Raw genomic sequence first — 14581 nt, 5'->3', positions numbered from 1 at the left:
GAAGGAACGCCATGCGCGCAGCTTTCGTCCGCGAGTTCGGAGGACCGGAGACTCTCACGGTGGAGGACGCGCCCGACCCGACGCCGGGTGCGGACGAGGTCGTCGTGGATATCATGGCCACCGCGGCGAATTTCGTCGATCTCCTCGTGATCGGAGGCAAGTACCAGTTCCTTCCGCCGCGTCCCTTCATCCCGGGAAAGCTGCCGACCGGCGTCGTCGCCGCAGTCGGCGCGAACGTCCGGGACTGGAAGGTCGGCGATCGGGTTCAGACCCTGGCCGAACAGGGCGGCTATGCAACGAAGGTGAGCGTCCCCGCCAAGGACTGCATCCGTCTTCCCGACCGGATGAGCTTCGTGGAGGCGGCCGCCATGGCGCTCGCCTATGATACGGCCTGGTTCGCGCTGATGGAGCGCGCGCGCGCAAAGGCCGGAGAGATCCTGCTCGTTCTCGGCGCCAGCGGGGGGGTCGGGCTTGCCGCCGTTCAGCTCGGAAAGGCGTACGGGCTGCGCGTGCTGGCCGGCATCAGCAATCCGGCGAAGCGCGATCTCGTGCTCTCGGCCGGGGCCGACGCAATCGTCGACCTGTCGGCGCCGAACCTGCGGGACGACCTGCGCAAGCAGGTCCATGCGCTCACCGGCGACCGCGGCGCGGACATCGTGCTCGACCCTCTCGGGGACGAAATCTTCGATGCAGCCATCCGGGCCGTCGCCTGGCGCGGGCGCCTGGTGGTGATCGGGTTCGCCGCCGGACGAATCCCGACGCTCAAGGTGAACTACGTTCTACTGAAGAACATCGAGGTGAGCGGGCTCCAGGTGAGCGATTACCGGAAGCGGATGCCCGAACTGATGCGGCATTGCTATTCCGAGATCTTCCGGCTCTACGACGAGGGCAGACTCAGCGCGCCGCCGACCACGACGCTCGCGCTCGAACGGTCGGCCGAGGGGCTCGCCATGCTTCGCGATCGGAGCGCGGCCGGACGCGTGGTTCTCCTGCCCGCAGGAAATGCCCCCTAGGTCGCGCTGCAGGCGCCCGGTTTCCGGTGCATAATGACGGGCCGCCCTCGCCGACAAGACAAGGATCCGGAGCGAGAACATGCCTCTGCAGTATGAGGAGATCGGACGCCGCCTCAGGGCCTTCCGACTCGGCTCCGGGCTCAGCGCCGACGAGGTCGCCGATCGGCTCGGCATTTCCCGGACGGCCCTCTACCGTTTCGAGAAGGGCGAGCTTGCCAAGATCGACACCCTGGAGCGCCTTTCGGAGCTGCTGCAGGTGTCGCTGCCGACGCTCCTCGGCGTCGGTATCGAGTACATCCCGTCCGCGGTGAGCTATTTCGAACGCGTACGCCAGCTCGAGGAGGATGCCGAGCACATCGTGGTGCTCGCAGGCCCGATCTCCTTCCTGCTTGGCTCGGACAGCTTCGAGATGGCTCTCGAGCAAGTGCTGCGGGAAAGCATCCCCGACGACCTGCCGAACCGCAACAAGGCTCTCGAGGACGTCGACAAGATCATGGAGATCCTGCACGAAAGGAAGCGCGCTTACCGCAAGCGACGCCCGCCCATCGTCAATTTGATCTCGGCGATGCAGATCGAGCCGTTCCTGAACAACGGGCTGGTGGGCCGGGTCAGCCTGACGGAGAGCAAGAAGGCGATGCGCCGCGAGATGGCCCGGGCCGAGATCGAGCATTTCGCCGCGGTCATCGAGGAGGAATCGATCGGCGTCCAGATCGGCCTCGTCACCGACAGCCTTCCTCACACGGGCTTTCAGATCTTCCGGAGGCGCTCGGGCGATACGCTGATGATCAGCCCGTTCCGGCTCGGCGAACAGCCCAACATAAGAGTCGGCGTGGCGATGGCGACTTCGGCGCCCGAAGCGCTGGCGCTGCACGAGAACGTGGTCAAGGAGGTCTGGCGGACGGCGATCAAGGGGCGCGACGCGGCTGCCTATCTGCGGGACCTCCTGAACCGCAACCAGGAACGGAACCGCGCCCGGCCGCTCCGCGAGCGCTCGGCCGGCACCGCACGGCGCTGATCCCCGCCGCGCCGCGCCGGCTCCCGATCCGCGCCGGAACATGATTGAGCCGCGTGCGCAAGCCAGTGCGCCGGCACTTCCCCTGGAGAGCTCGGCCGACATGCTGCATTTCGAGGATTTCGCGGCCGGCGCCGAGTTCGGCCTCGGAAGCCACAGGGTTTCCGCAGAGGAGGTCGCCTGGTTCGCAGCCGAGTTCGCTCCGGTGCCCGAGGCGGGCACGATCTCCGCCGCGACGTCAGCCTCGCCCTGGCAGCTTTCCGCCATCCTCATGCGGGTGAACTACGACGCCTGGATGAACGGGGTCGCGGCGCGGGGCGCCCCCGGCGTCGACGACCTGCGCTGGGGAGCAACCGTGCAGGCCGGGGACACCCTGTCCGGCCGCGCGACCGTGCTCGCGACGCGCCGATCCCGCTCCCGGCCGGCAATCGGATTCGTGACGTTCCGCTTCGAACTTATGATCGGCGCGCGCGGGCTTGCGCTGTCCCAGACGAATTCGGTGATGATTGCCCGTCGCGATTGTCGGGACGAGCAGACGAGCCTGACCCGAGCGCTGAAGCCGGGACCGCGGGAGATGGATCCGCCTTCCCCGGTGGCATTGGATCGGCCTTGGCGCGACGTCTGCCTCGGAAGCCCTTTCGCGCTCGGGACGACCCGTTTCGAGCCGGCCGCGATCGTCGCCTTCGCCCGGCGATACGATCCGCAGCCCTTCCATTTGGACGAAACCGCGGCGCGAACCGGGCCCTTCGGCGCACTTGCCGCGTCCGGTTGGCATACCGCCGCCTCCTGGGGACGCGCCTTCCTGGCAGCGTGCCGCGGCGCCGGCGGGGAGCCGGGGCCGTTCCTTGCCGTCTCCGATCTCAAGTGGCTGCGGCCGGTCTATGCCGGAGACACGGTCGCCTGGAGCGTCACCCCGCTCGAGCGCTGCACGGGGACGAATGGCGAGGAGGCCATGATCGTGCGGGGTGCCGGGACGAATCAGGACGGAGTGACCGTGTACGAGTTCTGCGCAAGGACGAAGGTCCCGCCACGGCTCCCATGAGGGTGCGAGACCTCCGACCAGACCGGTCGGCGCGCTCCGCGGCGGCGGGGCCCGCCCGTGGAGAGATCAGCCCCCGGCCGGCGCCGCCATGGTCTGCTTGCGCGTTGCCCAGCCGGTGAAGCGCTGCTCGATCAGCACGAAGACCAGGTAAGTCGCGATACCCATGGCTGCGATCACCGCGACGCCGGCGAACATCAGCGGCGTGCGGAACTGAGAGGCGGCCTGCAGCATCAGGTAACCGATGCCGTCGTTCGAGGCGAGCGTCTCCGAGATGACCGCGCCAACGAAGGCCAGCGTGATGGCGACCTTGAGCGACGCGAAGAAGTAGGGCAGCGACCGCGGGATTCCGACCTTCCACAGCACGTCCAGCCGCGACGCCCCGAGGGAGCGGAGCACGTCCTCGAGTTCGGGCTCCGTCGTCGCCAGTCCGGTGGCGACATTGACCGCGATCGGGAAGAAGCAGAGCAGGAACGCCGTCGTGATGGCGGGCGGCTGGCCAATGCCCATCCAGAGGACGAGGATCGGCACGACCGCCGCCTTGGGTATGGAGTTGATGCCGATCAGGATCGGGTAGAGCCCGGCATAGGCGAGCCGCGAGGAACCGATGAGGATCCCCAGAAACAATCCGACCAGCACCCCTATGCCGAACCCGATCAGCGTGTTCATGAGGGTGAAGAGCGAACTGTCCAGGATCGGCTCCCTGTATTGCAGGAGCGCCTGGTAGATGTCGCTCGGCGCCGGGAGAATGAACTGCCGGACGTTGAAGAGGTGGACGACGAGTTCCCAGACCGCCAGCGCTCCAAAGATGACCAGCCAGGGCATCAGCTTCTCGAGCCGACGGAAAGCGCGCGGTGACATCAGGCGGCTCCCTTCACGGGCGTGGCGGCCATGGCCTCGTTCCGCGCCTGGGCGATTTCGCCCCTGATGCGGTGGACGATGTCGACGAAGGCCGGTTCGAAGGTGCTCTCGACCGTGCGCGGCCGCGGCAGGTCGACCCGGTGGGTGCCGATGATCCGCCCGGGGCGCGCGCTCATCACGTGGACGACGTCGGCGAGATATGCCGCCTCGCGCAGGTCATGGGTGACGAGGATGCAGGTGAACCGTTGCCGCATCCAGAGGTCCTGCAGCACGCCCCAGAGCTCCTCCCGCGTGAAGGCGTCGAGCGCGCCGAACGGTTCGTCCAGCATCAGCAGCTCGGGCGAATGGATGAGCGCCCGGCACAGGCTGGCACGCTGCTGCATTCCGCCGGAAAGCATCCACGGGTTCTTCGTTTCGAACCCGCCGAGACCGACCGTCCCGAGAAGGCCGCGCGCACGGGCTTCGTACTCGCTGCGTCTGCTGCGAAGCTGAGACCGATGCGGCTGGACGATCTCCAGCGGCAGCATCGTGTTCGAGAGAATGTCCCGCCACGGCAGCAGGGTCGCGTTCTGGAACGCCATGCCGACGATCTTGAGCGGACCGTTCACCCTTTGGCCGGCGACCTTCATGGTGCCGCCGGTCGGCGGCAGCAGCCCGGTCACGAGTTTCATGAGCGAAGACTTGCCGCAGCCCGACGGGCCGACCACGGCTGCGAACTCGCCCTTGCGCACCGACATCCTCAAGCCCCGGAGCGCCTGCGTCTCATCGGATTCCGCGTAGCGGAGGTCGACGTCCTCGATCTCGACGAAGGGGGCAGCGGCCGATTGACCGGCCGCTGCGGAAGCCATTGCGAGCACCTGACTAGCCAATCTTTCGGTCCTCGGCCGGCGGCATGAAGCCTTCGGCATAGATGTCCTCGACAGTCGGCGCGCTTTCGAGCTGGAAGCCCTCCTTGATGACGCCGATCGCCTTCTCCATGCGCGCGGTGTCGACGGTACCGAGCCCGTTCTGCAGCACGTTCTCCGTGCGGACATGCTTGTCCAGGACCCAGTCCATCCGGGCTCGCTCGACCGCGGGATCGAGCAGCTTCTCGCGCCTGACCACGCTCGCGATCGCTTCGTCCCGGTGCTCGTTTGCATTGATCCAGGACTGGGCCGTCGCGCTTGCGACGCGGCGAACGAGGTCGGGATTGCTCGCCAGAACGTCCCTGTTCACGATCAGCGAGTTGCCGAAGAAGTCGAAACCGTGCCCCGAGAAGTAGAGCAGCGTTATGTCCTCGAGCGGGACGCCATTGCCGATCAGATTGAAGATGGCCGTGTAATCGAAGGCGATCACGGCATCGACCTGGCCCGACAGGAGCATCGCGTCGCGCAGTTTCACATCGACGGTCTTCCGCTCGAAGGAATTCGGATCGATGTCGTTGAGCGCCATCAGGGCGGGGAAGATCTTCGAGCCGGCATCGGACGTGCCGGTGCCGAGCGTGATGCCCTTGAGGTCTTCGAACGTCTTCACGGGCTTCTTGCTCAAGCTGAGGATCACCGCCGGGAACTGGTCGAAGATCGGCATGATCAGCTTGGGGGCCTCGGCCGGATTGCGCGCTGCGAAGGCGATCAGCGTCGTCGCGTCGGCAAGACCGAAGGGATGCGTGCCGGCCGCCACGCGGCGGATCGACTCGTCCGAGCCCGACGAGCCTTCGGGCGTGACCGCCAGGCCGAGCTTCTCGTAGGTGCCGTCCTCGATGGCATAGAACGACGGCGCATTCCCGCCGTAGATGCGGAACTCCAGACTCAGCCCGACCTGGTCGGGGCTCGCCGCGAAGGCCGGCACGGACGGCAGGACAACGGCGGCAGCCGCCCCCTGCAACAGACGACGTCTGGTCAAGTCGAAACGATTCATTGCACCTCTCCCCTGTGAAGTCGACCCATGCCGCAGAATTCCCCTCAATCCTGCGGCGCTCGCGCGATCGCCAATTCTTCCGCAGACGCGCGAATTGCACGGACAATTCCGGCGTAACCTGTGCACCGGCAGATATGGCCGGCCATGCCCTGACGAACTTCAGCCTCGCTCGGATTATCCATGCGATTGAGCAAGTCGCGTGCCATGACCAGCATGCCCGGGGTGCAGAAGCCGCACTGCAAGGCATGGTTCTCGTGAAACTGCCGGCGCAGGACGGCCATCACCCTGTCCTCGCGCAACCCTTCGATCGTGGTCACATTGCGCCCGTCCGCCATGACGCCGAGGAACAGGCAGGCGCGGACCGCCTTGCCGTCCACATCGACCGTGCAGGCGCCGCAGGCGCCGTGCTCGCAGCCGAGATGCGTGCCGGTCAGCGCGAGCCGGTCCCGCAGGACGTCGGCCAGGCTTTCCCGCGGCTCGACGGCGAGCGACGTCTCTTCGCCATTGACATGAAAGCTGATCGTCATCATCGCGCATGCGCCTCGGCTACGGCGCGCGTCACGACGGCGCTGTGCAGACGCAGCGCGTAGTCATCGATCGCAGCGCCACTTTCCTCCAGATCCCGTGCCACAGCGCTCCGCATCTCGCGTTCCGTCGGGGACGCCGACTGCACGAGGTCCGAGGTCGCCGGCAGGCGCATGGCCTTCGGTCCGGCTCCCGCGAGAACGACCCGGGCGGGGCGCGACCCGTCGTTCAGAATTGCGATGGCGATCGACATCGCGAACGCGCCGGTCTTCTTCGAAACCTTTGCGACGCCTGTTCGAGCCCCGACGTCCAGGCGCGGCACCTCGAAGGCGACGATGATCTCGCCCGGCCGGAGCGCGGTCGTGTAGACGTCCACGACGAGTTGGGACATCGCGACGGTCCGCGCGCCGCCCGGCCCGACCACCCGCGCTTCGGCCTCCAGTGCCAGAAGGCAGGCCGGCCAGTCCGCCGCCGGGTCGGCCATTGCGACGCTGCCGCCGATCGTCCCCTGATTCCGCACGGCACGGTATGCGATCCGCTTCGCGACGTTCCGCATCAGTCCGCGGCCCGGATCAGGGACCATCCCGTCCTCGATCTCGGAATGCGTGGTTGCGGCGCCGATAATCACCCGCTCGCCGACATCCTCCGCGCTGCGCAGATCGGCGATCCGACCGATGTCGACGAGGATGCGGGGCGCCGCCATGCGGAGGCCCAAGAGCGGCAGCAGCGACTGGCCTCCGGCGAGCGGCAGGGCGTCATCCGCCGCCTCGGCAAGCGCGCGAACGGCGTCCTCGACGGTATCGGCGCGGAGATATTCGAAGGCGGCCGGCTTCATGCGGACGCTTCCCTGGCCCGTCTGGCCTCCGCAACGGCGTTCGAGATCCGCCGCGGCGTCAGCGGCGTCTCGTCGAAGCTGGCGCGGAGGTCCCGGAACGCGTCTGCGACCGCGTTCGCGATGGCCGCCGGAGGCGCGATGGCTCCGCCCTCCCCGACGCCCTTCACGCCGAACTCGGTGACCTTGGCGGGCGTGACGGAATGCGCGATCCGGACCGTCGGGACTTCGCTCGCGCACGGGACCATGTAGTCGGCGAACGTGGTGGCGAGCGGCTGGCCGAGATCCGAATAGGGGATCTCCTCGAACAATGCCGTCCCGATCCCCTGGGCAATCCCGCCCTGAACCTGGCCGTCGACGATCATCGGGTTGATCATCGTGCCGCAATCCTCGGCGACCACGTAATCGAGGATCTCGGTCAGTCCCGTCTCCGGATCGACCGCCACCACCACGGCATGCGTGCCGTAGGAGAAAACGCCCCCGGAGTCGGCGGGCTCGTAAGTCGACACCGCCTCCAGGAGCGGCTCCATTCCCTCCGGCAGCAGTTCCTGGCGCACGGTCGCCGCACGCGCGATCTCGGCGATCCCGACCTGCCCGGCGGGCCCCACCGCCGCTCCGTTCGCCAGGCGCACCGAGGCGGGATCCGTCTGCAGCAAATGGCCGCCGATCCGCCTCAGCCTCTCTGCGATGATGCGGCACGATTTCGCGACGGCGCCGCCGGCGAAGACGATCGTGCGCGACGCAAAGGAGCCGAATCCGAAAGGCGCCGTCGCAGTATCGCCGTAGCGGATCGATATCTGATCGGGGTGAAGCCCGAGCTCGTGCGCGGCGATCTGGGCAAGCGTCGTCTCGTGGCCCTGGCCGTGATTCTGGACGCCGACATGGATCACGACCGAGCCGTCGGGAAGAACGCGAACGCGTGCCGATTCGTAACCCGGAACGACGCGGGACTTGCGTTTCGTCCACTCCGCCTGGCCGTGCCCGCTCTGCTCCGAGTAGAACGCAAACCCGACCCCGATGGCGCGCCCATCCGGCTCACGGGTCTTCTGCCGCTCGCGGATGCGGTCGAGGCCGATCATGTCAACCGCGGAGGCAAGGGACTCGTGGTAGTCGCCCGTGTCGAGCATGAGCCCGCCCGCCGTGAGGTAGGGCAGCTCCTCGGCCGATACCATGTTCAGGCGGCGAATCTCCGCGGGCTCCCGGCCAAGCTCGAGCGCGACCTCGTCCACCAGCCGCTCGATCGCGAAGCATGCGCCGGGACGCGCCACGCCGCGATAGGGGCCCATCGGCGCCTTGTTGGTCGCAACCGTGAACGTCTCGATCGCGAGATGCCGCATGCGATAGGGGCCCGGCAGGTTCCGCGCGGCCATGCTCGCCTCCATGAAGGCGCCTGTCGGCCACAGCGCGTAAGCGCCGGCGTCGATATGGACCGAGCCTTCGATCCCAAGCAGGCGGCCCGCCTCGTCCGCCGAGATGGTGAGATCGTAGACGTGGTCCCGGGCATGTACGGAGGCGAGCAGGTGCTCCCGCCGATCCTCGATCCAGCGCACCGGGTGAGGCACCTTCATGGCGATCGCCGCGACGGCGATCTCCTCCGGGAGAAGGCGGTTCTTGCCGCCGAAGCCGCCGCCGACATCGGGGGCGATGACACGGATCTTGTGCTCGGAAAGCCCGAGCGCCTGCGCAAGGCCAAGCCGCATGACGTGCGGCCCCTGGGTCGAGAGATGGATGACCAGCTCGTCCATCCGCTGATCCCAGTGCGCAACGACGCCCCTGCCCTCCAGATGCACGGTCGCCTGCCGGTTCATCCGAAATCGGCGCCGCAGCCGGAGCGGAGCATCGACGAGGGTCCCGGGATCGCCCTCCACGACCCTGCTGCGGATGAAGGCGTTGTCGGGCCATTGGTCGAAGAGCCTGGCACTCCCCGGGCGCATCGCATCGAGGCAGTCCACGACCGGCGGGAGCTCGTCGATGTCGACCTCGACCCGCTCGGCGAGATCCTCGGCATGGGCGCGGTTTCGCGCGACACAGGCCGCGATCGTCTGCCCTACGTAGCGAACCTTGCCCTCCGCAAGCGCAGGATAGGGGCTGGAGCGGAACGCCGACAGCTCGGGCCCGGCCTCGAGTATCCGCAGCCAGGCGAGGTCGGAATGCGTGAAGACGCCTGCGGCGGCCCCCGCGGGCTTGCGAACCGAATTCAGCACGCCGTGGGCCACCTCGCTGCGGACGAAGGCGATCTCCTGCATGCCCGGCAGCCGGATATCGGCTACGAAGGCGCCCGCTCCGAGCAGGTGCCGCGCGTCCTCCTTGCGCAGCAGGCTTGCCCCGATCCACCCGTCTGCGGCGTGCTCGTTCATCCTGCGCGACCTCATCCCCTCTCGCGCCGCAAGCCGTACCGGCCCGCGTGTTGTCAGATCGACGGCAGGTCCTTCTTCCACTTCGCGATGATGCGCGCGTCGAGCTCCCTGCTCGAGCGGGCCACGACAGGGAAGGAATCCTTGCGGCGGAAGGGCTTGCAGGCGTTGATGATGATCCGGCCGTTCCGGCGGTCGTTGTCGCCGTCGTAGCACATCGGATCGAGGGCCGAGCTCCAGCCGCCCTCGATGATGTCGACGCCGTCGCGCGTATCGACGCGTGTCGACATCGCCCAGATCACGTCATTGATGTTCGTCGGGTCGATGTCGTCGTCGACCACGATCGTCCAGCGATTGCAGTAGGCGCCGGCGTGGCAGTGCGCCGCCACCATCGCCGCCTGCTTGGCGTGGCCGCCGTAAAGCTGCTTGATCGACACCGTCAGCCAGAAGCGGCTGCCGCCGGCCTCGTGCGCCCAGACGCCCTTCACCTCGGGGATTCCCGCCGCCTCGAGCTGATTCCAGACGGCGCCGCAGCGATAGGTGCCGAGGTAGAACGTGTTGTCGTTGGGCGGAACCGCCGGGATCGCACCGAGAAGAATCGGGTCGTTCCGGTGCATCATGGTCTCGATGCGGATCGCGGGCTCGGGGCGACTGCCTCCGGCGTAGTATCCGGTCCACTCTCCGAGGGGACCTTCCTGGACGACGTCGCCGGGGTGGATGTAGCCCTCGAACGCGATCTCGGCATTGGCGGGGACCGGGAGCCCGGTCCGGGGCATGCGGAGTACCTCGACCGGCTCCCCGAAGATGCCGCCGGCCGCCTCCAGCTCGCTCTTGCCATACGGGATCTCGAGCCCGGACAGCATGAAGACGACGGGATGCATTCCGACCACGACGGCCACCGGACACGGCTCGCCGCGCTCATGATACTTGTTCATGATGATGCGGCCATGCTTGCCGGGAGAGATCATGACGGTCGCGACATTCGGCGCCTGCGACTGCACCCGGTAGGTGCCGCTGTTCACCCAGCCCGAATCCGGGTCCTTCATGATCACCAGGCAGGCGGTGCCGATGAACGGGCCGCCGTCGAGTTCGTGCCAGACCGGCGTCGGGATGCTGGTGATGTCGACCGCGTCGCCCTCGAAGACGTTCTCCATCAGCGGCCCGCTCGCCACCTCGCGGGGCGGCAGGCTGCGCGCCTCGCGCATGTACGTCCGCCACCACTGCACGAGATCCATCTCGCTCGCCCCGGCGGGCAGGCCCAGAGCAAGGTTGATGCGGGAAACCGAGGTCAGGATGTTGGCCAGCACGCGGTGGCCCTTCGGATAGCCTGGCACTTCGTCGAAGAGCACGGCCGGGTTTCCCATCCGGCGCTGATAGAGATCCACGATCCCGCCGATCTCCTCGGTGGTCTCGGCGCCCCTGATGACCTTCAGCTCTCCGTTCGCCTCGATCGCGGCAAGCCAGTCCCGAAGATCCTTGCCGGCGCCGGAGCGGATCCCCTGCGCACGGGCCGGAGCGTCGACGGTGTCCAGTGTCATTCAGCAGTCCCCCGCTTCAGTCGTGCGCCGCGAGATGCAACGGGCAAGAACCGGCGCGGGGCGACCTGATGATCCGCGGGGACCTCGGCTCGCTGCGAGAACGCGTCGGGAAGCCACGCCCGGACCTCCAGCTTGCAGGCTCAAGGGTGGACGCTATCGGGCGGCCGTATCAAAATCAACCCACTTTTCGTCTTTATGGGCAGGACGCCGGTTTTCGACTAATTTTGGTACATGCTGCCCACCCGGTCGGACCAAGAGCGGCTTTGCCCGTCGGTCAGCTCGGCGCTCCGGCGCACGCCCTCTCTCAGGGAGCTATCTCCGCTCCACCCGCATGCGCGAGGTCGGGGCCTCGTCCGGCAGCTTTCGGTTGCTACCGTTCCTTTTTTGGGGTACGTGCCAAAAACAGAAATCACGCGGGTCGTGCGCGGACGCTTCATGTTCAACTCAGTCCTGACATTGCTCAGCGCGAGCCAAATGCGCGCGTACTACAGTGCAGGGTTCTGGCGGGACGAGACCATTCACCGGCTGGTGGCCGAAGTCGCCGCGCGCGATCCGGAGCGCCCCGCCATGCGCGACCGATACCGGGTCGTGAGCTACGGATCGCTCGTCGAAGCGGCCGACCGGCTGTCCGCGCACCTCCACGCGCAAGGCGTTCAGCCGGGCGGGCGCGTGGCGGTCTGGCTGCCGAGCCGGATCGAAACCGCGGTCGCTCTCCTCGCCTGCTCGAGGAATGGCTATGTGTGCTGCCCTTCGCTCCACCGCGACCATACCGTCGCCGAGATCGAGCAATTGCTGAAGCGCATGCGGGCGACGGCCCTCGTGGCGGAGGAAGGTTACGGCGCCGACGGCCACCGCTGCTCGATCTTCGATCGCGCCCAGCCACTGGAGACGCTGCGCCAGGCGTACCGGATTGCTCCGCTCTCCGAGACGGACCGGAGCGGCATGCTCCTGCCTGCGGCCGAAGCGAAGGCCGGCTCGCAGCCGCCTCCCCGGGACGACCCGGATACGATCGTCTACCTCGCCTTCACCTCCGGCACGACCGGCATTCCGAAGGGCGTGATGCACACCGACAACACGCTGCTCGCCAATGCGCGCGCCATGGCGGCGGATTGGTCTCTAGGCGAAGGCACGGTGCTCTACTCGATGAGCCCGCTCAGTCACAATCTCGGCCTCGGCGCTCTCATCATGACGCTGACCGGCGGCGGGGAGTTCGTCGTCCACGATCTCCCGCGGGGCACCAGTCTCGTCGACCGCATCCTCGAGACGAAGGCGACGTTCATGATCGGCGTGCCGACCCACGCCATCGATCTCCTCGGCGAGCTCCGAGCCCGCAAGCTGAAGCGCCTCGGCAACGTCAAGGGGTTCCGGATCTCAGGGGCGGCGGTGCCTCCGGTGGTGGCTGCCGGGCTTCTCGATCACGGCGTCATCCCGCAGAGCGGCTACGGCATGACCGAGGCCGGCTCCCACCATTACACGCGACCGGACGACGCGCCGGAGCGGATCATCGAGACCTCCGGGCGCGCATGCCCGGGCTACGAGGTGAAGATCTGGTCGGCGACCGATCCCGATGTCGAGGTGCCCACGGGCGAAGTCGGCGAGATCGGCGGTCGGGGCGCCAGCCTCATGCTCGGCTATTTCGACGACCAGGAGGCGACGGAGACCTCGTTCAACCGGCACGGCTGGTTCATGACGGGGGATCTCGGCTGCGTCGATGCGGAGGGCTATCTTCGCATCACGGGTCGCAAGAAGGACGTCATCATCCGCGGCGGGCACAACATCTATCCCGCCCGCATCGAGGCGCCCGCAATGCGGCACCCTGCCGTCGCCGGCGCAGCCGTCATACCCGTGGCCGACGAGCGGCTGGGAGAAAAGGCTTGCCTTGCCGTCGTGGTCCGCCCCGGCCAGACCCTCGTGCCCGAGGCACTCCTCGTCCACCTGGACGATGCCGGGCTCTCCCGCTTCGACATGCCGGAGTACTTCCTGCGCCTCGATGCATTGCCCGTCACTCCGAACGGAAAGGTCCTGAAGCGGAAGCTCGTGGACGCCGTGCAAACGGGGACGCTCAAGCCGCAGCCGATACGGTTCCATCAGAACCTCAGGGAAGAGCTGGCGCACGGCCGCGAGCCGGCCACGGGCGACGCCGCCTAGACGAGAGGCGCGGAATCGCCGTTGGTCAGGATCGGGAACGGCGATCAATGGCGGAAGACACCGGCTCAGCCGGTCCGCGTTACGGGGTCAGCGGGATAATCACGACGGCGCCCGAAGCCGCCCTCGCGACGAGCAGGATCAGCGGGCTTGACCGCCCGCGCTCGCCACCTGCGGCAAGGCGCCCGGCAGTTCGGCGAACGAGATCAGGCGCTGCCGGTCTTCGTCCCACAGGACCAGTCCAACGCTTTCCAGGCTCTCCCTCAAGGTCAAACGGCTGATGTTCTGCAGTGCCGGAAAGTCGCGCATCACTTCGGGCAAGCGGTAATACGGAATCCGGCTTGCCAGGTGATGCACGTGGTGCACGCCGATGTTCGCAGTGAACCAACGAAGCAATGCGGGCAAATCGTAATACGAACTCCCGTGCAGCGCCGCTTCTTGGGCATCCCAATCGGCGTTGCGCCTCCACAGCGTATCCTCGAACTGGTGCTGGACGTAGAACAGCCAGACTCCCATCGAACTCGCCAGCAGGGCTACAGGAACATAGAGCAGGAGGAATTCCGAAAGGCCCAGAACCCAGATCATACCCGCGGCCGCGAGGGCAATGGCCCCGTTGGTGACCATCGTGCTGATCCAGGGTTGCCAGCCTCCTCGCATCAGCCCGACCGGCAGCCGGTACTGCATGAAGAACAGCCAGAATGGCCCGATCCCGAACATCACCAGGGGATTGCGATACAAGCGGTAGCGCAGGCGCAGCCACGGCGATAGCGCCTGATACTCGCAGACCGTCAAGGTATCGATGTCGCCGATACCCCGGCGATCCAGATTGCCTGCGCTGGCGTGATGGGCGGCGTGCGTCCGACGCCAGTAGTCATACGGCGTGAGCGTCAGAACTCCGATGACCCGGCCGACCCAGTCATTGGCGCGGCGAGAACGAAAGAACGCACCATGACCGCAGTCATGCTGGATCATGAAGAGTCTGAGGAGAAAACCGGCCGCGGGCAGCACCGCCAGGCCATAGAGCCAGTAGTTCCCCAGCTGCAGCCCCAGCCACATCAGCATCCACAAGGCAAGGAGTGGCACCGCCGTTATCGCCAGCTCAAGGAGACTGCGCGCGGTATCCGGCTCGCGATAGCGCAGAAGGGCTCGGGACAATTGCCGGGCATCGGCGGCGGGATCAGCAATATCGACGCTGCTGGGCGAAACCTCTGGCATTCGGGGATCAGACCTCCCTGGGCAGGACAGCCAGCGCGACGCGCTGGGGGGCTGCCGTCCGTGCGGTGATGCAACACGCAGCCCCTGTCGTGAAATCGACCGGAGCGCGCCGCCGAAGGGCGCCCGTCGAGCTCTCCGCCCAGCTGAGTTG

12 protein-coding genes are annotated in these 14581 nt (G+C 67.2%); 4 read left to right on the top strand and 8 right to left on the bottom strand.

Annotation, left to right across the window (positions count from 1 at the left end):
- The first annotated feature begins 11 nt into the window (after positions 1–11).
- The 3 genes from ACUN0C_RS03035 (at position 12) to ACUN0C_RS03025 (ending at position 3067) form a co-directional block, all read left to right on the top strand.
- Entirely contained in the window at positions 12–1013 is a 1002-nt protein-coding gene (locus ACUN0C_RS03035; protein WP_445464834.1) for an NADPH:quinone oxidoreductase family protein, read from the top strand.
- 79 nt (positions 1014–1092) lie between these two features.
- A complete protein-coding gene (locus ACUN0C_RS03030; protein WP_445464833.1) occupies positions 1093–2028 on the top strand; it encodes a helix-turn-helix domain-containing protein in 936 nt (311 codons plus the stop codon).
- A gap of 40 nt (positions 2029–2068) precedes the next feature.
- Entirely contained in the window at positions 2069–3067 is a 999-nt protein-coding gene (locus ACUN0C_RS03025) for a MaoC/PaaZ C-terminal domain-containing protein (protein WP_445464832.1), read from the top strand.
- A gap of 66 nt (positions 3068–3133) precedes the next feature.
- On the opposite strand, the gene ACUN0C_RS03020 is transcribed toward ACUN0C_RS03025, so the two are convergent.
- The 7 genes from ACUN0C_RS03020 to ACUN0C_RS02990 are packed head-to-tail and all read right to left on the bottom strand — an operon-like array spanning position 3134 to position 11070.
- On the bottom strand, positions 3134–3925 hold the full coding sequence (locus ACUN0C_RS03020; RefSeq protein ID WP_445464831.1) for an ABC transporter permease: 792 nt from the start codon (positions 3923–3925) through the stop codon (positions 3134–3136).
- Positions 3925–4773: an ABC transporter ATP-binding protein gene (locus ACUN0C_RS03015; RefSeq protein WP_445464830.1), complete on the bottom strand. Its 849-nt coding sequence runs from the start codon at positions 4771–4773 to the stop codon at positions 3925–3927. Before ACUN0C_RS03015 ends, ACUN0C_RS03020 begins: the two co-directional genes overlap by 1 nt.
- A gap of 13 nt (positions 4774–4786) precedes the next feature.
- Positions 4787–5821 (bottom strand): ABC transporter substrate-binding protein, encoded by a 1035-nt coding sequence (locus tag ACUN0C_RS03010; protein WP_445464829.1) that lies wholly within the window; start codon positions 5819–5821, stop codon positions 4787–4789.
- Between the two features lie 44 nt (positions 5822–5865).
- Complete coding sequence (locus ACUN0C_RS03005; RefSeq protein ID WP_445464828.1) at positions 5866–6351, bottom strand: (2Fe-2S)-binding protein; 486 nt, start codon at positions 6349–6351, stop codon at positions 5866–5868.
- Positions 6348–7181, bottom strand: a complete 834-nt coding sequence (locus ACUN0C_RS03000; RefSeq protein ID WP_445464827.1) for an FAD binding domain-containing protein — start codon at positions 7179–7181, stop codon at positions 6348–6350. The genes ACUN0C_RS03005 and ACUN0C_RS03000 overlap by 4 nt, the downstream gene beginning before the upstream one ends.
- Complete coding sequence (locus ACUN0C_RS02995; protein WP_445464826.1) at positions 7178–9535, bottom strand: xanthine dehydrogenase family protein molybdopterin-binding subunit; 2358 nt, start codon at positions 9533–9535, stop codon at positions 7178–7180. Before ACUN0C_RS02995 ends, ACUN0C_RS03000 begins: the two co-directional genes overlap by 4 nt.
- A gap of 53 nt (positions 9536–9588) precedes the next feature.
- Positions 9589–11070, bottom strand: coding sequence for a UbiD family decarboxylase (locus ACUN0C_RS02990; RefSeq protein WP_445464825.1), 1482 nt, complete (start codon positions 11068–11070; stop codon positions 9589–9591).
- Between the two features lie 435 nt (positions 11071–11505).
- Here ACUN0C_RS02990 and ACUN0C_RS02985 point away from each other — a divergent pair, with 435 nt between their 5' ends.
- Positions 11506–13218 (top strand): class I adenylate-forming enzyme family protein, encoded by a 1713-nt coding sequence (locus tag ACUN0C_RS02985; protein WP_445464824.1) that lies wholly within the window; start codon positions 11506–11508, stop codon positions 13216–13218.
- Positions 13219–13356: 138 nt separating this feature from the next.
- On the opposite strand, the gene ACUN0C_RS02980 is transcribed toward ACUN0C_RS02985, so the two are convergent.
- Positions 13357–14430: a fatty acid desaturase gene (locus tag ACUN0C_RS02980; RefSeq protein ID WP_445464823.1), complete on the bottom strand. Its 1074-nt coding sequence runs from the start codon at positions 14428–14430 to the stop codon at positions 13357–13359.
- Between the last annotated feature and the right edge of the window lie 151 nt (positions 14431–14581).

Source organism: Faunimonas sp. B44, from assembly GCF_052655945.1.
The sequence above is the reverse complement of the archived record's forward strand: the minus strand, read 5'-3'. Positions and strand labels throughout refer to the sequence as shown.

Coding starts and splice junctions, on each gene's coding strand:
- ACUN0C_RS03035 (WP_445464834.1), top strand. CDS start 12: ATGCGCGCAGCTTTCGTCCGCGAGTTCGGAGGACCGGAGACTCTCACG.
- ACUN0C_RS03030 (WP_445464833.1), top strand. CDS start 1,093: ATGCCTCTGCAGTATGAGGAGATCGGACGCCGCCTCAGGGCCTTCCGA.
- ACUN0C_RS03025 (WP_445464832.1), top strand. CDS start 2,069: ATGATTGAGCCGCGTGCGCAAGCCAGTGCGCCGGCACTTCCCCTGGAG.
- ACUN0C_RS03020 (WP_445464831.1), bottom strand. CDS start 3,925: ATGTCACCGCGCGCTTTCCGTCGGCTCGAGAAGCTGATGCCCTGGCTG.
- ACUN0C_RS03015 (WP_445464830.1), bottom strand. CDS start 4,773: ATGGCTTCCGCAGCGGCCGGTCAATCGGCCGCTGCCCCCTTCGTCGAG.
- ACUN0C_RS03010 (WP_445464829.1), bottom strand. CDS start 5,821: ATGAATCGTTTCGACTTGACCAGACGTCGTCTGTTGCAGGGGGCGGCT.
- ACUN0C_RS03005 (WP_445464828.1), bottom strand. CDS start 6,351: ATGATGACGATCAGCTTTCATGTCAATGGCGAAGAGACGTCGCTCGCC.
- ACUN0C_RS03000 (WP_445464827.1), bottom strand. CDS start 7,181: ATGAAGCCGGCCGCCTTCGAATATCTCCGCGCCGATACCGTCGAGGAC.
- ACUN0C_RS02995 (WP_445464826.1), bottom strand. CDS start 9,535: ATGAACGAGCACGCCGCAGACGGGTGGATCGGGGCAAGCCTGCTGCGC.
- ACUN0C_RS02990 (WP_445464825.1), bottom strand. CDS start 11,070: ATGACACTGGACACCGTCGACGCTCCGGCCCGTGCGCAGGGGATCCGC.
- ACUN0C_RS02985 (WP_445464824.1), top strand. CDS start 11,506: ATGTTCAACTCAGTCCTGACATTGCTCAGCGCGAGCCAAATGCGCGCG.
- ACUN0C_RS02980 (WP_445464823.1), bottom strand. CDS start 14,430: ATGCCAGAGGTTTCGCCCAGCAGCGTCGATATTGCTGATCCCGCCGCC.